The sequence below is a fragment of the Kitasatospora fiedleri genome (genome assembly GCF_948472415.1).
GTDB lineage: Bacteria > Actinomycetota > Actinomycetes > Streptomycetales > Streptomycetaceae > Kitasatospora > Kitasatospora fiedleri.
This window is the reverse complement of record NZ_OX419519.1, coordinates 5,050,213-5,071,778: the sequence shown is the minus strand read 5'-3', so window position 1 is coordinate 5,071,778 and position 21,566 is coordinate 5,050,213. Positions and strand designations below refer to the sequence as shown.

Here is a 21,566-nt window from a genome sequence, read left to right as displayed (position 1 = left end):
GGGTCGTGCGCGGCCTCGGCGTCCTGGGCGGTCTTCAACTGCGAGGCATACAGAGCGAGTTCGAAACCCGGAGGGACTGGGCGCACTGCCGCCCCTCCGCCGCCGGGAGCCCCGCCACGCCCGGGTTCCGCCCTGCCGGCCGGCTTGCCACCGCACTCGAGCTTCCAGTCGGACCGCCGCTGCCGCCGTGGCCGCTCCCGACCCGGCCACCGCCTGGCCGGATCTTGCGATCAAACTGTCGATTATTTACGTCATATGTCACGTCTATTGCCGTCAGATGTCGTCCTCACTACTATCCCGACGGCAGGTCGAGGACCTGACAAGGTGTCGGTCAACCGGGCGGAGGCAACGGCATGGTGGTATCGCGGCGGACGTTCCTGCAGGCTGCGGCGGCGGCGGGCGTGCTCGGGGCGGTGGGCCTGGGCGAGGGCGCCGCGCAGGCGGCCAGCCCGGCGGGTGACGTGGTCGGGAAGGTGACGGTCGGCTACCAGGGCTGGTTCGCCTGCCCGGGCGACGGCGCTCCGATCAACGGCTGGTGGCACTGGGCCCGGAACTGGGGCACCTCCCCCTCTTCCTCGAACAGCTCGATCGTCGCCTGGCCGGACGTCCGCGAGTACCCGAAGACGTACGCCACGGCCTTCCCGAACCTGAACAACGGCCAGCCGGCCTCGCTGTTCTCCTCCTACGACCAGTCCACGGTCGACGTGCACTTCCGCTGGATGAAGCAGTACGGCATCGACACCGCCGCCCTGCAGCGCTTCAACCCGACCGGCGGCGAGGGCCCGACCCGGGACGCGATGGCGGGGAAGGTGCGCAGCGCCGCGGAGTCGCAGGGCGTGAAGTTCTACGTCATGTACGACGTCTCGGACTGGACGACCATGCAGTCGGACATCAAGGCCGACTGGACGAACAAGATGCGCGCCCACACCGCCTCGTCCGCGTACGCCCGGCAGAACGGGAAGCCGGTGGTGTGCATCTGGGGCTTCGGGTTCAACGACAACCAGCGCCCGTTCACCCCGGCGCAGTGCCTGGACGTGCTCAACTGGTTCAAGGCGCAGGGCTGTTACGTGATCGGCGGGGTGCCGACCTGGTGGCGCACCGGCGACCGGGACTCCCGGGCGGGCTTCTCGGAGGTCTACCACTCCTTCGACATGCTCTCGCCGTGGCTGGTCGGCCGGATCGGCAGCGCCGCGGACGCCGACAACTTCTACAACGTGGCGACCGTCCCGGACCTCGCGGAGTGCAACGCGCACGGCATCGACTACCAGCCGTGCGTGCTGCCGGGCGGGGTGGGCGACCGGCAGCGGGCGCACGGCGACTTCATGTGGCGGCAGTTCTACAACATGGCCCGGGCGGGGGTGGCGTCCGCGTACATCTCGATGTTCGACGAGTACAACGAGGGCAACCAGATCGCCAAGACCGCCGAGTCGCAGGCGTGGGTACCGGCCGGGGCCGGGTTCCTGGCACTGGACGAGGACGGTACGGCCTGCTCCTCGGACTACTACCTGCGGCTGACCGGCGACGGCGGCCGAATGCTCAAGGGGCAGCTGGCCGTGACGGCGGCCCGGCCGACCCAGCCGTTCCCGTCCCAGCCGGACACCTCGGCGCCGACCGCGCCGGGCGGGCTGCGGGTGACCGGGCAGAGCGACACCACGGTCTCGCTGGCCTGGAGCGCCTCGACCGACAACGTGGGCGTCACCGGCTACCGGGTCCGGGTCGGCGGCGCGGTCCGGGCCACCACCACCGCGACCTCGTTCACCGTCACCGGCCTGTCCGCCGCCACCGCGTACACCTTCGACGTGCTGGCGCTGGACGCGGCGGGCAACACCTCCCCCGCCTCCGGCCAGGTCTCGGCGACCACCTCCCCCGCCACCGTCCCCACCGGCAACCTGGCGCTGCACCGGCCGACCGCGGAGAGCGGCCACACCCAGAACTACGGCTCGGGCAACGCGGTGGACGGCGACCCGAACAGCTACTGGGAGAGCCCCAACAACTCCTTCCCGCAGTGGCTGCAGACCGACCTGGGCTCGACCCTCCCGGTCCGCCGGATCGTGCTCTCGGTGCCCCCGGCCGCCGCCTGGGCCACCCGCACCCAGACCGTGGAGGTGCAGGGCAGCACCGACGGAGTGACCTTCTCCCGCCTGCTGGCGCCCGCCGGGTACGTGTTCGACCCGGCGAGCGGCAACAGCGCGACCCTCACCCTCCCCTCCGGGGTGAGCGCCCGTCAGGTACGCCTGGTGTTCACCGCCAACACCGGCTGGCCGGCCGGCCAGGTCGCCGAACTCCAGGTCTTCGCCGCGTAACCCGGAGCGCCCCCACCCGGCGAGCCGCCGCCCCTCCGCCTTAGCGTCAGACTGACGCTAACGGAGGGGCGGCCGTCCGCGCAAGGCCCTGGGGCGGCCGGGGCCCGCGGCGTCCGGCCGGGGCGAATCCGATCGACCCCGGCCCGGTGCGGCCGTTAGCCTCGCTCCGTGAACGATCCGACGGCCGGGGAGCCCGGCGAGCCAGACACCCGCGGCCCGTTGCGCTTCCTGTGCTGGCTGGCCGTCAGCCAGCTCGGCCGCTCGCTGGCGGGCACCTTCTTCGGCACCGCCTGGATGCTCGGGCTCACCGTCCAGCCCTACCTGCTCTCCCGGGCCGTGGACGACGGGCTGCGCACCGGCCGGACCGGCACCGTCCTCGGCTGGGCCGGCGCGATGCTCGGCTCCGGCCTGCTCAGCGCCGCGCTCGCCTGGTACCGGCACCGCACCATGACGCTGGTCCGCGCCGACGCCACCTTCCGCACCGTCGGCGTGGTGCTGCGGCACAGCACCCGGCTGGGCGCGGCGCTGCCCCGGCAGGTGTCCGCGGGCGAGGTGGTCACCATCGGGATCTCCGACGTGGTCCGGATGTCCCTGGCGCTGACCTTCGTCGGGCCCGGCGTCGGCGCGGTGGTCTGCTACCTGACGGTCGCCGCGATCCTGCTCGCCCTCTCCCCGCTGCTGGCCCTGGTGGTGCTGCTCGGCCTGCCGCTGCTCGGTCTGGCCGTGCGCCCGCTGCTCGCCCGCCAGCAGCGGGTGGAGGGCGAGTACCGCGACCGGCAGGGGCGGCTCACCGCCCGCTTCGAGGACCTGGCCGGCGGGCTGCGGGTGCTGAACGGCCTCGGCGGCAAGGAGGTGTTCGCGGCCCGCTACCGGGCGGACTCCGGGCGGCTGCGCGCCGAGGGCTACCGGGTCGGCGCCGTCACCAGCTGGATCCAGGCCCTCGGCTCCGGCCTGCCCGTCCTGCTGCTGGCCGCCGTCACCTGGCTCGGCGCCCGCCTCGCCGTCGAGGGCCGGTTGACGCCCGGTCAGCTCGCCGCGGTCTTCGGGTACGCGGCCGTGCTGGTCGCCCCGGTCTACTTCCTGCTGGAGAGCAGCCAGGACATCGGCCGCGCCCTGGTCTCCGCCCGCCGGGTGGTCGCCTTCCTCCGGCTCGCCCCCGCGCCCGACCACGGCACCGCGGCGGCCCCCGCCGGGCCCGCCGCGCTGACCGACCCCGCGTCCGGCGTCCGGGCCGCCCCCGGCGAACTCACCGTGCTCGCCTCCGCCCGCCCCGCCGACACCGCCGCCGTCGCCGAACGCCTCGCCCGGCTGGACGCCGCCACCGGCGCCGAGTGGGGCGGCACCCCGCTCGCCGACCTGCCGCTGTCCGCCGTCCGGGACGGGATCGTCCTCGCCGAGAACGAGGCCGCGCTGTTCGCGGGCACCCTGCGCGAGACCGTCCGCGGCCGTACCGGGGCCGACGACGCGGTCCTGCTGGCCGCGATCGACGCCGCCGCCGCCCGCGACGTGCACGACGCCCTGCCCGGCGGCCTGGCCGCCCCGATCGCCCCCGGCGGCCGCAACCTCTCCGGCGGTCAGCGCCAACGGCTGCGCCTGGCCAGGGCGTTGACCGCCGACCCGGAGGTCCTGCTGGCCGTCGAGCCCACCTCCGCGGTCGACGCCCACACCGAGGCCGCGATGGCCGCCGGCCTGTACGCCGCCCGGACCGGCCGCACCACCCTGCTCACCAGCACCTCCCCGCTGCTGCTCGACCGGGCCGACACCGTCCACTACCTGGTCGACGGCAAGGTCGCCGCCACCGGCACCCACCGCGAGCTGCTGCGCACCCGACCCGGCTACCGCGCCCTGGTCACCCGCGACACCGCACCCGACGAAGCCGGGCCCGACGGCACCGAGCCCGACCGCACCGAGCCCGACCGCACCGAGCCCGACGAAGCCGGCTCCCACGCCGGAAGCCCCACCACCCTTGTCCAGGAGGGCCGTTGAGCACCCTGCCGATCGCCACCCCCCGCCAGGTTCGGCGGGCCGCCGTCGCCCTGGTCCGGGCCGACGGCCGGGCCTTCGCCGTCGTGCTGGCCCTCAACGCGGCGGCCGCCCTGCTCGGCCTGGCCGGGCCCTGGCTGCTCGGCCGGATCATCGACCGGGTCGCCGCCGGCGCCACCACCGCGGACGTCGACCGGCTCGGCCTGCTGCTGCTCGGCTGCGCCCTCGTCCAGGTCCTGACCAACCGCCAGGCCCGCTACCTGGCGCACCGGTTCGGCGAGCGCTCCGCCGCCGAGGTCCGCGAGCGGCTGCTCGACCGGGTCCTCGCGCTGCCCGCCGCCACCGCCGAACGGGCCGGCACCGGCGACCTCACCGCCCGCGGCACCGCCGACTCCACCGCCGTCGGCGAGACGCTCCGGGACGCCGCGCCCGAGCTGTTCGTGGCCGGCGCGCAGATCCTGTTCATCCTCGGCGCGATCCTCACCGTCAGCCCGCTGCTGGGTGGTTGCGGGCTGATCGGCATCCTGGGCATCGCCCTCGGCGCGCGCTGGTACCTGCGCCGCTCCCGCCCCGCCTACCTCGCCGACCGGGCCGCGAACGCCGGCCTCGCCGAGACCCTCTCCGCCACCGCGAACGGCGCCCGCACCGTCGACGCCCTCGGCCTGGGGCAGCAGCGCCTGGCCGCCGGTCGCGCGGCCGTCGCCACCGCGTACCGGACCCGGATGCGCACCCTGGACCTGCGGCTGCGCTTCTTCGCCGCCATCAACCTCTCCTACACCGTCCCGACCGTCCTGGTCCTCCCGCTCGGCGCCGTCCTGGTCGCCCACCACACCGTCACCCTCGGCGCGGCCGTCTCCACCGCGCTGTACCTGCAGCGCCTGGTCGACCCGCTGGACAACGTCGTCATCCTGCTGGAATCCCTGCAGAGCAGCACCGCCGCGTACGCCCGGGTCGAGGGCCTGGCCGCCGCCCCCGCCGCCGTCCCCGTCCAGGCCCGCGCCGGGGGCGTCGAACCCGCCGACGACCGGATCGAGGTCCGCGGCGTCCACCACGCCTACCCGGACGGGCCCGACGTCCTGCACGGCCTCGACCTGGAGCTGACCCCGGGCGAGCGGCTGGCCGTGGTCGGCCCCTCCGGCTCCGGCAAGTCCACCCTCGGCCGCCTCCTCGCGGGCGTCGACCGCCCCCGGGCCGGGAGCGTCACGGTCGGCGGCGTCCCGCTCGCCGACCTCTCCCCCGACCGGCTGCGCCGCCAGGTCGTCCTGGTCACCCAGGAGCACCACGTCTTCCTCGGCACCCTCCGCGACAACCTGCGGATCGCCGCCCCGGGGGCCGACGACGCCGCCCTGACCGCCGCGCTGGACGCGGTCGGCTGGCAGCACGACCTCCCGGCCGGCCTGGACACCGAGCTCGGCCCGGCCGCGACCCGCCTCGACGGCGCCCGGGCCCAGCAGGTCGCGCTGGCCCGGGTCATCCTCGCCGACCCGCACACCCTGGTCCTCGACGAGGCCACCGCCCTGCTCGACCCCGCCACCGCCCGCCACACCGAGCGGGCGCTGGCCGCCACCCTGACCGGCCGCACCGTCATCGCCATCGCCCACCGGCTGCACACCGCGCACGACGCCGACCGGGTGGCCGTCCTCACCCACGGCCGCCTCACCGACCTGGGCCCGCACGAGGACCTGCTCGCCGCCCGGGGCCGCTACGCCGCCCTCTGGCACACCTGGCAGGGCCCGGACGGGGGCCGGGGCCCGGGGAGCGGCTGACCCCGCACGACGCGGCGGCCCGCCGTCCCCCGGGCCCCGGGTCTCGGGTCCGAGCCCTGGGAACGCCCGCGGGGGGACGTCCTAGCGCAGCACCCCCGCGTCCATCCCGCCGGTCTCCACCGGCACCGCCAGCAGCCCGAGCTCGGCGACCGAGGCGAGGCGGGGGTGGGTGGGCAGCACCCGGACGGTGTAGCCGAACGGGCCGGTGCGGGCGAGTTCGAGGTGGCCCTCGTAGCGAATCCGGCCGTCCAGGTCGGTGCCGCCGCCCGCGGGCTTGAGCGCGAGGGTGGTGGCCTCGGAGATCCGGTCGCTCTCGTCGACCCGACCGGAGACCACCTGCACCTCGACGTCCTCGGGGCGCAGCCGCCCGAGGTTGACCTGGACCCGCAGGGCCAGCGTCGCGCCGAGCTCCTGCGCCTCGCCCGCCCCGTCCGCCTCGACGTGCTCGACCCGGACGGTCGGCCACGCCTCCCGGACGCCGGCCTTCCAGCCCGCCAGGGCCTTCGCGGCGGCGTAGTCGCCGTCCTCGCCCGCGAGCCGCCGCTTCGCCGCGGCGGCCGGGGCGTACAGCCGCTCGACGTACTCGCGCACCATCCGGCCGGCCAGCACCTTCGGGCCGAGGGTGACCAGGGTGTGCCGGACCATGGAGATCCACCGGTGCGGGAGCCCGTCCGTGCCGCGGTCGTAGAACCGGGCGGCGACCTGGTGCTCGATCAGGTCGTAGAGCGCGGCGGCCTCGATGTCGTCGCGGCGCTCGGCCTCCTTGCTCTCCGGGTCGACCACGCCCTCCCCGGTGCCGCCGTCGGCGGTGGGGATGGCCCAGCCGTTCTGGCCGTCGTACCACTCGTCCCACCACCCGTCGAGGATGGACAGGTTGAGGCAGCCGTTCAGCGCGGCCTTCATCCCGGAGGTGCCGCAGGCCTCCAGCGGGCGCAGCGGGTTGTTCAGCCAGACGTCGCAGCCGGGGTAGAGCGTCTTGGCCATCGCCATGTCGTAGTCGGGCAGGAAGACGATCCGGTGCCGCACCGCGGGGTCGTCGGCGAAGGCGACCAGCTTCTGGATGAGCCGCTTGCCGCCGTCGTCGGCGGGGTGCGCTTTGCCGGCGATGACGATCTGCACCGGCCGCTCGGGGTCGAGCAGCAGGGCGCGCAGCCGGGCCGGGTCGCGCAGCATCAGGGTCAGGCGCTTGTACGAGGGGACCCGGCGGGCGAAGCCGATGGTCAGCACGTCGGGGTCGAGGACGGCGCCGGTCCAGCCCAGTTCGGCCTCGCCGGCGCCGCGCTGCTTCCAGGAAGCGCGCAGCCGGCGGCGGGCCTCGTCGACCAGCTGGGCGCGCAGTGAGCGGCGCAGCGCCCAGACCTCGGCGTTGCCGATCCGCTCCAGGCCGGTCCACTGCTCGGCGGTGCCGACGGCCATCGCGTGCTCGGCGCGCTCCTGGCCGAGCTCGGTGGCGCCGAGCCGGACGACGGCGGGGTCGATCCAGGTGGGGGCGTGTACGCCGTTGGTGATCGAGGTGATCGGGACCTCGGGCGTGTCGAAGCCGGGCCACAGGCCGCGGAACATCTCCCGGCTGACGGCGCCGTGCAGGGTGGAGACGCCGTTGGCGCGCTGGGCCAGCCGCAGGCCCATCGCGGCCATGTTGAACAGCTTGGGGTCGCCGTCGCTCCAGCTCTCCGCGCCGAGGGCGAGCACCTGGTCGACGGGGACGCCGGGCAGCGCGGCGTCGCCGCCGAAGTGCCGGGCGACCAGCTCGCGGTCGAAGCGGTCGATGCCGGCCGGGACGGGCGTGTGGGTGGTGAAGACCGTCCCGGCCCGGACGGCCTCCAGGGCGTCGGCGAAGCCGAGTCCGGGGTGGGCGGTGACGAGTTCGCCGATCCGCTCCAGGCCGAGGAAGCCGGCGTGGCCCTCGTTGGTGTGGAAGACCTCGGGCTCGGGGTGGCCGGTGAGCCGGCAGTAGGTGCGGACGGCGCGGACGCCGCCGATGCCCAGCAGTATCTCCTGCAGCAGCCGATGCTCGCTGCCGCCGCCGTAGAGCCGGTCGGTGACGTCGCGTTCGGCGGGGCTGTTGGCCTCGACGTCGGAGTCGAGCAGCAGCAGCGGGACGCGGCCGACCTGGGCCCGCCAGACCTGGGCGGCCAGGGTGCGGCCGCCGGGGAGGGCGAGGTCGATCCGGCAGGGGGTGCCGTCGGGTTCGCGGAGCAGGGCGACGGCGAGCGCGTCGGGGTCGAGCAGGGGGTAGCGCTCCTGCTGCCAGCCGTCCCGGTCGAGGGACTGCCGGAAGTAGCCGTGCCGGTAGAACAGGCCGACGCCGATGATCGGGACGCCGAGGTCGGAGGCGGCCTTGAGGTGGTCGCCGGCCAGGATGCCGAGCCCGCCGGAGTACTGCGGGAGGGCGGCGGCGATGCCGTACTCGGGCGAGAAGTAGGCGATGGCGGCGGGCAGGCCGCCCTCGGGGTCGACGGGGTCGGTCGCGCTCTGGTACCAGCGCGGGCCGGTGAGGTAGTCGCGCAGTTCGTCGGACAGGTCGCCGAGGCGGCGCAGGAAGCGCCGGTCGCCGGCCAGCGCGGCGAGCCTGGCCGCGGGGACTTCGCCGAGCAGTCGGACCGGGTCCTCGCCGACGGCGGCCCAGACGTCCGGGTCGACGGAGCGGAACAGCTCCCTCGTCTCGGCGTGCCAGGACCAGCGGAGGTTCAGCGCGAGCTCGTGCAGTGGCTGCAGTTGTTCGGGCAGGACGGTGCGGACGGTGAACCTGCGGATTGCCTTCACGGCAAGGAGCGTAGTCCCGCTCGGGCGCCTGAGGGGGCGTCAACTGGCGGATGCCGCACCCGTTCGGAGCAGTGTTGAGATCGTTCCGGGCGCGTGGTGGCAAAACCCGGCGCGCAGGGGGCGCACGCTGGGAAAAGAAGCGCCGTCAGGTGTGAACTTCTGGGAACGGAGGTGTTGCGGGAGTCTTCCGCAGTGCGACATAGCGGCTTAAAGAGCGCGCCGACCCACGCACAGCCCTTGCCCGTGGTGCGAGGATGCAACAAGGTCGTGAGTGCCGCTGGTGCGCGATCGGGTGGTCGCCCCCTGCTGCCTCGGCTGCTGCATGCCCTGTTCGACGAACCCTCACTTTCCTTAGCTCGTTCGGCCCCAGTCGCCGCGTCTCCGCGTGTCCTTGTTCCCTGCCCGGTCGTTTTCCGGTGGGTTGGGTCACGTGGGGGGCGTGCATCGAACGGCGCGCGCCGGGACGCGCGTGTCCGGTTCCTGCGCGCCGCCGCGTGACCGCGACCGGTGGGCGGGATTGCCGGGTCCGTCCGCACGGGCAGGCCGCGACCGCACGTCCTTCCTCACCCCAGCAGTCCTCCCGGTACTCCCTCGGCGCCGCTGCCTCGGGAGTTGCCGCCGATCTCGGGCAGGAGCATTGGCATGCACGGCGACACGCGGGACCAGTCCACGGTGCCGACGGACCACACACCCGACACCCCGTCGGCCGGGGAGCCCCCGGTACCGGCCCCGCGCATCGGCGCGGCCCGCCGGAAGGCCGCCGAACCGGGCGTGAAGCGGGCCGCGGGCACCCCCCGCAAGGCCGCGGCGAAACGGACCACCACCGTCAGGTCCACCACCACCGGCGCCACCACCGACGCGGCCGGGACGGCGGACGGGACGGCGGCCGCCGAGCCGCCGGCGAAACCCGCCCGGAAGTCCGCGGCCGGGAGCGCCACCAGATCCGCCACCGGTTCCGCCGGTGAGGCCGCCGGAACCTCCACCGAGACCGCCGCACGGCCGGCCGCCAAGCGCGCCGCCGCCCGTCCCGCCCGCAAGACGACAGAGAGCGACACCGTGATCGGCCGCATCCCCGTGCTTGACGTGACCCCGCTCGTCGACGCCGGCCGGCGTCCGGCCAAGGCCGTGGAGGGGGAGCGCTTCCTGGTCTCCGCCACGGTGTTCCGCGAGGGCCACGACGCGGTCGGCGCCAACGTGGTGCTGCGCGACCCGCGCGGCCGCTCGGGCCCGTGGACGCCGATGCGCGAGCTGTCCGAGGGCAGCGACCGCTGGGGCGCGTACGTCACGCCGACCGTGCCGGGCCGCTGGTCGTACCTGGTGGAGGCGTGGTCCGACCCGGTGGCGACCTGGAAGAAGCACGCGGCGGTGAAGCTCCCGGCCGGGATCGACACCGCGCTGGTGCTGGAGGAGGGCGCGCAGCTGCTGGAGCGGGCCGCCGCCGGGGTGCCGAAGAAGGACGGCCGGGCCCAGGTGCTGGCGGCGGTGGACGCGCTGCGCGACACCGGCCTGCCGCCGCTGAGCCGCTACGCGGCGGCGCTCGGCCCGGAGGTGACGGCGCTGCTGGACCGGTACCCGCTGCGGGAGCTGGTTTCGGCCACTCGCTCGCAGCCGCTCCAGGTGGACCGCAAACGGGCGCTGTTCGGCTCCTGGTACGAGTTCTTCCCGCGCTCGGAGGGCGCGGTGGTCGACCCCTCGGGCGTCGAGCCGCCGGTGTCGGGCACCTTCCGGACGGCCGCCGAGCGGCTGCCCGCGGTGGCCGCGATGGGCTTCGACGTGGTGTACCTGCCGCCGGTCCACCCGATCGGCCGGGCCCACCGCAAGGGCCCCGACAACGCGCTGACGGCCGGTCCGCGGGACGTCGGCTCGCCGTGGGCGATCGGCTCGCCGGAGGGCGGGCACGACGCGGTCCACCCGGACCTGGGCACCCTGGAGGACTTCGACCACCTCGTGGCGGAGGCGGGCGCGCTGGGCCTGGAGGTGGCGCTGGACTTCGCGCTGCAGTGCTCGCCGGACCACCCGTGGGTGCACAAGCACCCGGAGTGGTTCAGCCACCGCGCGGACGGCACCATCGCGTACGCGGAGAACCCGCCGAAGAAGTACCAGGACATCTATCCGGTCAACTTCGACCAGGACTTCGACGGGATCGTCCGCGAGACGGTGCGGGTCCTGCGGTTCTGGATGGCCCGCGGGGTGCGGATCTTCCGGGTCGACAACCCGCACACCAAGCCGGTGAACTTCTGGGAGAAGGTGCTCGCGGACATCGCCCGCACCGACCCGGACGTGCTGTTCCTGGCCGAGGCGTTCACCCGCCCCGCGATGATGCACACCCTGGGCAAGATCGGCTTCCACCAGTCCTACACGTACTTCACCTGGCGCAACACCAAGGCCGAGCTGACCGAGTACCTGACCGAGCTGACCGGCGAGGCCGCCGCGTACATGCGGCCGAACTTCTTCGCCAACACCCCGGACATCCTGCCCGAGTACCTCCAGCACGGCGGCCCGGCCGCGTTCGCGGTGCGCGCGGTGCTGGCGGCGGCGCTCTCCCCGTCCTTCGGGGTGTACGCGGGCTTCGAGCTGTTCGAGAACGAGGCGGCGGCGCCCGGCTCGGAGGAGTACCTGCACTCGGAGAAGTACGAGCTGCGCCCGCGCGACTGGTCCCGGCAGGACTCGCTGGCACCGCTGCTGACCGCCCTGAACCGGCTGCGCCGCCGCCACCCCGCGCTCCAGCAGCTGCGGGACCTGCGCTTCCACCCCGTGGACAACGAGCGGATCATCGCGTTCTCCAAGACCGCCGTCACCGAGGACGGCCTGGAGGACCGGGTGATCTGCGTGGTCAACCTGGACCCGCACCACGTCCAGGAGGCCACGGTGACGCTCGACGCGCCGGGGCCGCTGACGGTGCACGACGAGCTGACCGGCGCCACCTACGCCTGGGGCCGTCACAACTACGTCCGGCTCGACCCCTCTTCCGGGCCGGCCCACCTCCTCACGGTTCGGAGGAACCCGCAGTGACAGTCAACGAGCCCGTCCCCGACACCTTCGCCGACACCCCCGCCCGGGACCGCGACCCCGAGTGGTTCAAACGCGCGGTCTTCTACGAAGTGCTGGTGCGTTCGTTCCAGGACAGCAACGGGGACGGCGTCGGCGACCTCAAGGGGCTCACCTCGCGGCTCGACTACCTCCAGTGGCTGGGGGTGGACTGCCTCTGGCTGCCCCCGTTCATGAACTCCCCCCTCCGGGACGGCGGTTACGACGTCTCGGACTACCAGTCGGTGCTCCCCGAGTTCGGCAACCTGGCCGACTTCGTGGAGTTCGTGGACGCGGCGCACCTGCGCGGCATGCGGGTGATCATCGACTTCGTGGTCAACCACACCAGCGACCAGCACGCGTGGTTCCAGGCGTCCCGCAGCGACCCGGACGGCCCGTACGGCGACTTCTACATGTGGGCCGACGACGACAAGCAGTACCCGGACGCGCGGATCATCTTCGTCGACACCGAGTCCTCGAACTGGACCTTCGACCCGATCCGCAAGCAGTACTACTGGCACCGCTTCTTCAGCCACCAGCCGGACCTGAACTACGACAACCCGCGGGTGCAGGAGGAGGTGATGGCGGCGCTGAAGTTCTGGCTCGACCTCGGCATCGACGGCTTCCGGCTGGACGCGGTGCCGTACCTCTACGCCCGGGAGGGCACCAACTGCGAGAACCTGCCGGAGACCCACGACTTCCTCAGGCGGGTCCGCAAGGAGATCGACGCCAACTACCCGGACACCGTGCTGCTGGCGGAGGCCAACCAGTGGCCGGAGGACGTGGTCGACTACTTCGGCGACTTCGGCTCCGGCGGTGACGAGTGCCACATGGCGTTCCACTTCCCGGTGATGCCGCGGATCTTCATGGCGGTCCGCCGGGAGTCCCGCTACCCGGTCTCCGAGATCCTGGCGAAGACCCCGGAGATCCCCTCGGGCTGCCAGTGGGGCATCTTCCTGCGCAACCACGACGAGCTGACCCTGGAGATGGTCACCGACGAGGAGCGCGACTACATGTACGCGGAGTACGCGAAGGACCCGCGGATGCGGGCCAACGTGGGCATCCGCCGCCGGCTCTCCCCGCTGCTGGAGAACGACCGCAACCAGGTCGAGCTGTTCACCGCGCTGCTGCTCTCGCTGCCCGGCTCGCCGGTGCTGTACTACGGCGACGAGATCGGCATGGGCGACAACATCTGGCTGGGCGACCGGGACGGCGTCCGCACCCCGATGCAGTGGACGCCGGACCGGAACGCGGGTTTCTCCTCGGCGGACCCGGGCAGGCTCAGTCTGCCGCCCATCATGGACCCGGTGTACGGCTTTCAGGTGACCAACGTCGAAGCGCAGCAGAGCAGTTCGAGTTCGCTGCTGCACTGGACGCGTCGCATGATCGAGATCCGCAAGCTCAACCCCGCGTTCGGCCTCGGCAGCTACACCGAGCTGCCCTCCAGCAATCCCGCGGTGCTGGCCTTCGTGCGCGAGTACGAGGGCGACCTGGTCATGTGCGTGAACAACTTCTCGCGGTTCGCGCAGCCGACCGAACTGGACCTGCGGCAGTACGGGGGGCGGTACCCGGTCGAGCTGATCGGCGGCGTGCGCTTCCCCACCATCGGCGAGTGGCCGTACCTGCTGACGCTGGCCGGCCACGGGTTCTACTGGTTCCAACTGCGCCAGGACCGGACGAAGCCGTCCGGGTCCCGGTAGCGGCCGGAACGCCGCAGCACGTCCACGAAGTAACGATCCCTCAGGCCCCGAACGGGACGTCACCCTCCGCGGGCGCGCGGGAATCCTCGCGCGCCCCCGGGGGTCTTCGCACCACCGCGTACGGAGAACAGCCCAACGGCCACCCACACGAAGGCGTGACACCGAGCCGCTGCTCGCGTGCCGTCGCCGCCGCGCCGCCGAAATCCGGAAGACTGCTGGGCCCGGCCACGATTCGTCGGGCAGCCGCCCGCTTCCGGGGAAAGGGAGTCATGTCCGAACCCTCCCGTTCTCAAGCCCACGTGCACCGTGAGCCCTCCGACGCCGCCATGGGGCCGGTGGGAACGCGCACACCGGGGGTCCGGAGAACCGCCGCCGGAGTCGGCGAACTGGTCCAGGCGGCCATGCCGCTGATCGCCGAGTGGCTGCCCACCCAACGCTGGTACGCCGGCAAGGGCCGGCCGATCGCCGCGCTCACCCCGGTGGTCGGCACCCCGCTCCAGGTCGGCGACCCGGCCCTGCTGCACCTGCTGCTGCGGGTCGAGTACGGCGGCGCCTCCGCCGGCCCGGAGGACGTCTACCAGCTGCTGCTGGGCATCCGCTCGGAGCAGCCCGCCTCGGTCGGCCCGATGGCGGTGCTGGGCCGGCTGACGGGCGGCACCTACGACGGGGCGACGCTCTACGACGCGGTGCACGACCCGGAGCTGACCGGCCGGCTGCTGGAGCACCTGGCCACCGGCGACCGGTTCGGCTCGCTGTCGTTCCGCCGCACCCCCGGCCCGGGCCTGCCGGGCAACCTGCCGGGGCGGGCGTCCACCGCCGAGCAGTCCAACTCCTCGGTGATCTACGACACCGCGTTCATCCTCAAGCTGTTCCGCCGGATCAGCCCGGGCACCAACCCCGACCTGGAACTCTCGCTGGCGCTGTCCCGGGCCGGCTCGACCCGCATCCCGCGGGTCGCCGCCTGGTTCGAGTGCCGACTGGAGCGCTCCGAGCCCGCCACCCTGGGCCTGCTGCAGCGCTACCTGGAGGACGCCGAGGACGGCTGGGAGCTGGCCCTCGACCAGGTCGCCCGGCTCAAGGGCGACCCCTCGCCGGGCAACTTCGCGATCGAGGCGCACCGGCTGGGCCGGGCCACCGCCGAGGTGCACCGGGTGCTGGCCCGCAGCATGCCGACCGCCCGGCTGGACCGGACGAAGATCGCCGAGCTGGCCGACGCGATGGCCGCCCGGCTGGACTCCGCAGTCACCGCCGTGCCCGGCCTGATGCGCTACCGCCCCGCGCTGCGCGCCGCGTTCCAGCAGCTCACCGAGGCCCACCTGGACGGCCTGCTGGTCCAGCGGATCCACGGCGACCTGCACCTGGGCCAGGCGATGCGCACCCCGCAGGGCTGGGTGCTGCTGGACTTCGAGGGCGAGCCGGCCAAGCCGCTGGCCGAGCGCCGCCTCCCGCAGCCCGCGCTGCGGGACGTCGCCGCGATGCTCCGCTCCTTCGACTACGCGGCCGCCCACCTGCTGGCCGGCGCCCCCGGCCAGGACCCGGAGCTGGCCCTGCTCGCCTCGGCCTGGGCCGCCCGCAACCGGGCCGCGTACTGCGCGGGCTACACCGCGGGCGGCGGCGCCGACCCGGCCGGCACCCCGGAGCTGATGCGGGCGCTGGAGATCGACAAGGCGGTCTACGAGGTGGTGTACGAGGCCCGGCACCGACCGAGCTGGCTTCCCATCCCGCTGGCCGCGATCAACCGCCTGGCGGACTCCGTCTGACCCGGGCCCGGCCGCCCGCCCGGCGGCCGGGCCGCCGCGCGCCCGCGCGCCACCCGTACGACCGGAACGACCCGTACGACCCGCGCCACCCGCCCCTCCCCGACAGCTCTCCGCGTCCCCCCGCGCAAGGCACCCCGATCCTGGAGGATTCCGCCGTGACCCCGCTCGGTCCGCTCGACCCGTCCGCCGACCGCCCCCCGGCCGTCCCGGCCACGTTCCGCAGCGGTCCGCGCAGCAAGGCCACCGCCGGGCGGCCCGCTGCGAAGCCCGCCGCGAAGGCCCCCGCCGCGAAGACACCGGCCGCGGCCCCGGCGAAGTCCGCCGCGGCGAAGCCGGCCGGGCGGGCGGGTGCGGCGGGCTCCGCCCCGGCCGCGGCCCGGCCGCCGGCCGCCGGGGGCGCGCTGCGGCTGCCGGAGGCCCCGCTGCCGCCGGCCGAGGTGGAGCGGCTGGTCTCCGGCGCGCACCACGACCCGCACGCGCTGCTGGGCGCGCACGAGCTGCCGACGGGCACCGCGATCCGGGTGCTGCGGCCGTTCGCGGAGCGGGTGGTGGTGGAGACCGAGCTGGGCCCGGCGGAGCTGACCCACCAGCAGGGCGGCCTGTTCACCGGTCTGCTGACCGGGCAGAGCTTCCCGCGCTACACCCTGCGGGTGACGTACCCGGGCGGCGAGCCGCTGGTCCAGGAGGACGGCTACCGGTTCGCCCCGACGCTGGGCGAGCTGGACCTGCACCTGATCCGGGAGGGCCGGCACGAGCAGCTGTGGCAGGCGCTGGGCTCGCACCTGCGCACGGTCGACGGGGTGGCCGGCACGGCGTTCGCGGTCTGGGCGCCGAACGCGGTCGGGGTGCGGGTGATCGGCTCGTTCAACCACTGGGACGGCACCGCGCACCCGATGCGCTCGCTGGGCTCCTCGGGCGTGTGGGAGGTGTTCCTGCCGGAGGTCGGCGAGGGCGAGCACTACAAGTACCAGATCCTCACCCGGCAGGGGCACCGGCTGGAGAAGGCCGACCCGCTGGCCCGGGCCACCCAGTGCCCGCCGGAGACCGCCTCGGTGGTGACCGCCTCCCGGCACGAGTGGCAGGACGCCGACTGGATGGCGCGGCGCGCCCGCACCGTGCACCACCGCGCCCCGATGTCCGTCTACGAGCTGCACCTGGCGTCCTGGCGGCCGGAGCTGACGTCCTACCGGGAGATCGCCGAGGTGCTGCCCGGCTACCTGAACGAACTCGGCTTCACCCACGTCGAGTTCATGCCGGTGATGGAGCACCCGTTCGGCGGCTCCTGGGGCTACCAGGTCTCCGGCTTCTACGCCCCGACCGCCCGGCTCGGCACCCCGGACGACTTCCGGCACCTGGTCGACACCCTGCACCGGCACGGCATCGGCGTGCTGGTCGACTGGGTGCCCGCGCACTTCCCCAAGGACGGTTTCGCGCTGGCCCGGTTCGACGGCGAGCCGCTGTACGAGCCGGCCGACCCGCTGCGCGCCGAGCACCCGGACTGGGGGACGCTGGAGTTCGACTACGGCCGCACCGAGGTGCGCAACTTCCTGGTCGCCAACGCGGTGTACTGGTGCGAGGAGTTCCACGTCGACGGCCTGCGGGTGGACGCGGTGGCCTCGATGCTCTACCTGGACTACTCCCGGGAGGGCGGCGCCTGGACGCCCAACCAGTACGGCGGCCGGGAGAACCTGGACGCGGCCTCCTTCCTGCAGGAGATGAACGCCACCGTCTACCGGCGCTGCCCGGGCGTGCTGACGGTCGCCGAGGAGTCCACCGCCTGGGAGGGGGTGACCCGGCCGACCGACAGCGGCGGGCTGGGCTTCGGCCTGAAGTGGAACATGGGCTGGATGCACGACTCGCTGGTGTACATCGCCAAGGAGCCGGTGCACCGCAAGTACCACCACAACGAGATGACCTTCTCGATGGTGTACGCCTACTCGGAGAACTACATCCTGCCGATCTCGCACGACGAGGTGGTGCACGGCAAGCAGGCGCTGGTCGCCAAGATGCCCGGCGACTGGTGGCAGCAGCGCGCCAACCACCGGGCCTACCTGGGCTTCATGTGGGCCCACCCGGGCAAGCAACTGCTGTTCATGGGGCAGGAGTTCGCCCAGGGCGCGGAGTGGGACCACGAGCACGGCCCGCAGTGGTGGGTGCTGGACGAGGGCTGGCCGGCGCACGCCGACCACCGCGGCGTGCAGCGCCTGGTCGGCGCGCTCAACCACGTCTACCGGGACACCCCGGCGCTGTACGAGCAGGACACCGTCCCGGCCGGGTTCGCCTGGCTGGACGGCGGCGCGGCCGAGGACAACGTGCTGTCCTTCGTCCGGTTCGCCGCCGACGGCAGCCCGCTGGTGGCGGTCTGCAACTTCTCCCCGGTGGTCCGGCACGGCTTCCGGGTCGGCCTGCCGCGGCTGGAGGGGGCCGAGCAGGTCTGGGAGGAGGCGCTCAACACCGACGCCGAGGAGTACGGCGGCAGCGGGGTGGCCAACTCCGGCCCGGTGAAGTCCGAGTCCGAGCCGTGGAACGCCCAGCCGCGCTCGGCCGAGCTGGTCCTGCCGCCGCTGGCCACCGTCTGGCTCCGCCCGGCCCGCTGAACCGCTCCGCCACCGCCGCGCGGCACCCGACCCGTGCGGCGGTAGCGGCGGTGCCGCAGCAAGTCCCCCGTGTGGTACGACGGTATGGTCGGTACGACCGCAGCCCGGGACGACCGGCTGGGACGACCGGACGGAGAGCTCCACCGTGGCGCGCAGCGTGTACGTGACCGGCATCGACCGGGGGGACGGCCGACAGGCCGTGGAGCTCGGGGTCATGGAACTGCTCACCCGCCAGGTGGACCGGGTGGGGGTGTTCCGGCCGCTGGTGCACGCCCCCGACGGCGGCGGGGCGGGCAGCGACCACGTGGTGGAGCTGCTGCGCGGCAGGTACCGGCTGGACCTGCCGGTCGCCGAGCTGTACGGGCTGACCTACGACGAGGCGGCGGCGCTGCAGGCGGCCCGCGGGCAGGACGAGCTGGTCTCGGCGCTGGTGGACCGGTTCCACCAGCTGGAGCGGCGCTGCCAGGCGGTGCTGGTGCTGGGCACCGACTTCTCGGAGACCAACATCCCGGACGAGCTGGCGTTCAACGCCCGGCTGGCGAACGAGTTCGGGGCGGGCGTGCTGCCGGTGGTCGGCGGCCGGCACGAGGACCCGCAGGCGGTGGTCGCGGAGGTGCGCAACGCGCACCGGGCCTACCGGGACCTGGGGTGCTCGATCCTGGCGATGGTGGCCAACCGGGTCCGGCCGGGGGCCAAGCAGCAGGTGCAGCGGACGCTGACCGAGAAGCTGCCGGTGCCGGTGTACGTGATCCCGGAGGAGCCGGCGCTGGCCGCGCCGACGGTGGCGCAGCTGGTGGAGGCGACCGGCGCGACGGTGCTGCTGGGCGACACGGCGGGGCTCTCCCGGGACGTGCGGAACTTCGTGTTCGGCGGGGCGATGCTGCCGACCTTCCTGGACGCGCTGACCGAGGGCGCGCTGGTGGTGACCCCGGGCGACCGGGCGGACCTGGTGATCGGGTCGCTGGCGGCGCACGCGGCGGGCTCCCCGCCGATCGCGGGCGTGCTGCTGACGCTCGGCCAGCACCCGGGCCCCAACGTGATGGCGCTGGCCTCCCGGCTGGCCCCGGGCACCCCGGTGGCGGAGGTGTCGGAGGGCTCCTGGCTGACCGCGGCGGCGCTCACCCACCTGGAGGGCCGGATCGGGCCGAACAGCCCGCGGAAGGCCGAGATCGCCCTCGGCCTGTTCGAACTGCACGTGGACACCGCCGAGTTGACCAGCCGGATCGAGCTGAGCCGGTCCGAGCGGGTGACCCCGATGATGTTCGAGCACGCGCTGCTGGAGCGGGCCCGCGCGGACCGCCGGCACATCGTGCTGCCGGAGGGCACCGAGGACCGGGTGCTGCGCGCCGCCGAGGTGCTGCTGCGCCGCAACATCTGCGACCTGACCCTGCTCGGCGACCCGGACGCGGTGCACCGCCGGCTGGCCGCGCTGGGCATCGAGTTCCCGCAGGCCGGCGACGCGGGCGCGCAGGCCCGGATCGTCGACCCGGCGGCCAGCCCGCTGCGCCAGCAGTTCGCCGAGCTGTACGCGAAGGCCCGGGCGCACAAGGGCATGACGGTGGAGCGGGCGCTGGACGTGGTCGCCGACGTCTCGTACTTCGGCACCCTGATGGTGCAGGAGGGCATCGCGGACGGCATGGTCTCCGGCGCGGTGCACTCGACCGCGGCGACCATCCGGCCGGCCTTCGAGGTGATCAAGACCTCGCCGGGCGCGGCGATCGTCTCCTCGGTGTTCTTCATGTGCCTGGCCGACAAGGTGCTGGTGTACGGCGACTGCGCGGTCAACCCGGACCCGGACGCCCGGCAGCTGGCCGACATCGCGATCCAGTCGGCGGAGACCTCCGCCCAGTTCGGGGTGGAGCCGCGGGTGGCGATGCTGTCGTACTCGACCGGCACCTCGGGCTCCGGCGCGGACGTGGACAAGGTCCGCAGGGCCACCGAGCTGGTCCGCGAGCAGCGCCCGGACCTGCTGGTGGAGGGTCCGATCCAGTACGACGCGGCGGTGGACGCGCACGTCGCGGCGACCAAGCTGCCGGGCTCGGCGGTGGCCGGGCGGGCCACCGTGCTGATCTTCCCGGACCTGAACACCGGCAACAACACCTACAAGGCGGTGCAGCGCTCGGCCGGGGCGATCGCGGTCGGCCCGGTGCTCCAGGGCCTGAACAAGCCGGTGAACGACCTGTCCCGGGGCGCGCTGGTGGAGGACATCGTCAACACGGTGGCGATCACCGCGATCCAGTCCCAGACCGCCGCCGAGGCCGCCGCCGTCGAGGCCGCAGCTCCCGTTCCCGCTTCCGCTCCCGCTCCCGCAGAGGCCGCAGCCCCCGCCGCCGCCGAGAACCCCGCCGCAGGAGGCCCGCAGTGACCGCCGGTACCCGTGTCCTGGTGCTGAACGCCGGGTCGTCCTCGGTGAAGTACCAGCTGATCGACATGCTGGACGGCTCGAAGCTGGCCTCCGGCCTGGTGGAGCGGATCGGCGAGGAGGGCGGCCGACTGCTGCACCTGCCGCTGACCGGGGAGCCGCGCGAGACGCTGCGGCGGTTCGCCGGGCACGACGTGGCGCTGGAGGCGGTGGCCGGGGAGCTGGCCGCGGACCTGATGGGCCTGGACTCGCCGGAGCTGGCGGCGATCGGCCACCGGGTGGTGCACGGCGGGCTGCGCTTCACCCGGCCGACCCTGGTCACCGACGCGGTGCTGGCCGAGATCCGCCGGCTGATCCCGGTCGCGCCGCTGCACAACCCGGCGAACATCACCGGCATCGAGGTGGCCCGGGCGCTGCGGCCGGACCTGCCGCAGGTCGCGGTGTTCGACACCGCGTTCCACGCCACGCTGCCCGAGCACGCGGCCCGCTACGCGATCGACCGGGCCACCGCCGACGCGCACCGGGTGCGCCGCTACGGCTTCCACGGCACCTCGCACCGGTACGTCTCCCGGGCCACCGCCCGGCTGCTCGGCCGGGACCCGGCGGAGCTGAACGTGATCGTGCTGCACCTGGGCAACGGCGCCTCGGCCTCGGCGGTGGCGGGCGGGGTGTGCGTGGAGACCTCGATGGGCCTGACCCCGCTGGAGGGCCTGGTGATGGGCACCCGCTCCGGCGACGTGGACCCGGGCCTGGTGTTCCACCTGCACCGGGTGGGCGGGATGAGCATCGACGAGATCGACGACCTGCTGAACCGGCGCAGCGGCCTGCTGGGCCTGTGCGGGGACAACGACATGCGCGAGGTGGTGCGCCGGGCCCAGGAGGGCGAGGAGGACGCCAAGCTGGCGTTCGACGCCTACGTGCACCGCGTCCGGCGCTACCTGGGCGGCTACTACGCGGTGCTGGGGCGGGTGGACGCGGTGGCGTTCACCGCGGGTGTCGGGGAGAACTCCGCCGAGGTGCGGGCCGCGGTCTGTGCCAATCTGGAGGAGCTGGGCATTTCGGTCGACCCGGAGCTGAACGCGGTGCGCTCGCGGGAGGCGCGGACGGTCTCGCCGTCCTACTCGCGGGTCACCGTCGCCGTGGTGCCGACCGACGAGGAGCTGGAGATCGCCCAGCAGACGTTCGCGCTGGTCCACGAGGTGTAGGCCCCGCGCGGGATGACTACCCGTCAGTATCCCACCCCTCGGAATGTTCGTTGGCGATATCTGACGGTACGAGCTGAATGTACCGATAACACGAACG

Annotated in this window: 10 protein-coding genes; 9 read left to right on the top strand and 1 reads right to left on the bottom strand. The window is 74.0% G+C overall.

All coding sequences use genetic code 11. The features are described from left to right. The first annotated feature begins 353 nt into the window (after positions 1-353). The 3 genes from QMQ26_RS23370 to QMQ26_RS23360 all read left to right on the top strand — a co-directional run bounded on the left by QMQ26_RS23370 (position 354) and on the right by QMQ26_RS23360 (position 6,052). Entirely contained in the window at positions 354-2,303 is a 1,950-nt protein-coding gene (locus QMQ26_RS23370) for a discoidin domain-containing protein (RefSeq protein ID WP_282202582.1), read from the top strand. Positions 2,304-2,471: 168 nt separating this feature from the next. Continuing rightward, positions 2,472-4,289, top strand: coding sequence for an ABC transporter transmembrane domain-containing protein (locus tag QMQ26_RS23365; protein WP_282202581.1), 1,818 nt, complete (start codon positions 2,472-2,474; stop codon positions 4,287-4,289). After that, positions 4,286-6,052, top strand: coding sequence for an ABC transporter ATP-binding protein (locus QMQ26_RS23360; protein WP_282202580.1), 1,767 nt, complete (start codon positions 4,286-4,288; stop codon positions 6,050-6,052). Before QMQ26_RS23365 ends, QMQ26_RS23360 begins: the two co-directional genes overlap by 4 nt. Positions 6,053-6,133: 81 nt before the next feature. On the opposite strand, the gene glgP is transcribed toward QMQ26_RS23360, so the two are convergent. Continuing rightward, positions 6,134-8,818 carry an alpha-glucan family phosphorylase gene (glgP, locus tag QMQ26_RS23355; RefSeq protein WP_282202579.1) on the bottom strand — a complete coding sequence of 895 codons (2,685 nt, stop codon included), beginning with the start codon at positions 8,816-8,818 and terminating at the stop codon, positions 6,134-6,136. Between the two features lie 1,056 nt (positions 8,819-9,874). Between glgP and QMQ26_RS23350 the strand changes: the two genes are divergently transcribed. The 6 genes from QMQ26_RS23350 (at position 9,875) to QMQ26_RS23325 (ending at position 21,469) form a co-directional block, all read left to right on the top strand. Further along, complete coding sequence (locus tag QMQ26_RS23350) at positions 9,875-11,830, top strand: alpha-1,4-glucan--maltose-1-phosphate maltosyltransferase (RefSeq protein ID WP_282206596.1); 1,956 nt, start codon at positions 9,875-9,877, stop codon at positions 11,828-11,830. Then, entirely contained in the window at positions 11,827-13,545 is a 1,719-nt protein-coding gene (gene treS, locus QMQ26_RS23345; protein WP_100836299.1) for a maltose alpha-D-glucosyltransferase, read from the top strand. Before QMQ26_RS23350 ends, treS begins: the two co-directional genes overlap by 4 nt. 326 nt (positions 13,546-13,871) lie before the next feature. After that, the gene (locus QMQ26_RS23340; RefSeq protein WP_100838488.1) at positions 13,872-15,305 is read left to right on the top strand and encodes a maltokinase N-terminal cap-like domain-containing protein; all 1,434 of its coding nucleotides are present in this window, start codon (positions 13,872-13,874) and stop codon (positions 15,303-15,305) included. 155 nt (positions 15,306-15,460) lie between these two features. After that, positions 15,461-17,902, top strand: coding sequence for a 1,4-alpha-glucan branching protein GlgB (glgB, locus tag QMQ26_RS23335; RefSeq protein WP_282202578.1), 2,442 nt, complete (start codon positions 15,461-15,463; stop codon positions 17,900-17,902). Positions 17,903-18,047: 145 nt separating this feature from the next. Beyond that, the gene (gene pta / locus QMQ26_RS23330; protein ID WP_282202577.1) at positions 18,048-20,267 is read left to right on the top strand and encodes a phosphate acetyltransferase; all 2,220 of its coding nucleotides are present in this window, start codon (positions 18,048-18,050) and stop codon (positions 20,265-20,267) included. Then, positions 20,264-21,469: an acetate kinase gene (locus tag QMQ26_RS23325; protein ID WP_100836302.1), complete on the top strand. Its 1,206-nt coding sequence runs from the start codon at positions 20,264-20,266 to the stop codon at positions 21,467-21,469. Before pta ends, QMQ26_RS23325 begins: the two co-directional genes overlap by 4 nt. The last annotated feature ends 97 nt before the right edge of the window (positions 21,470-21,566 follow it).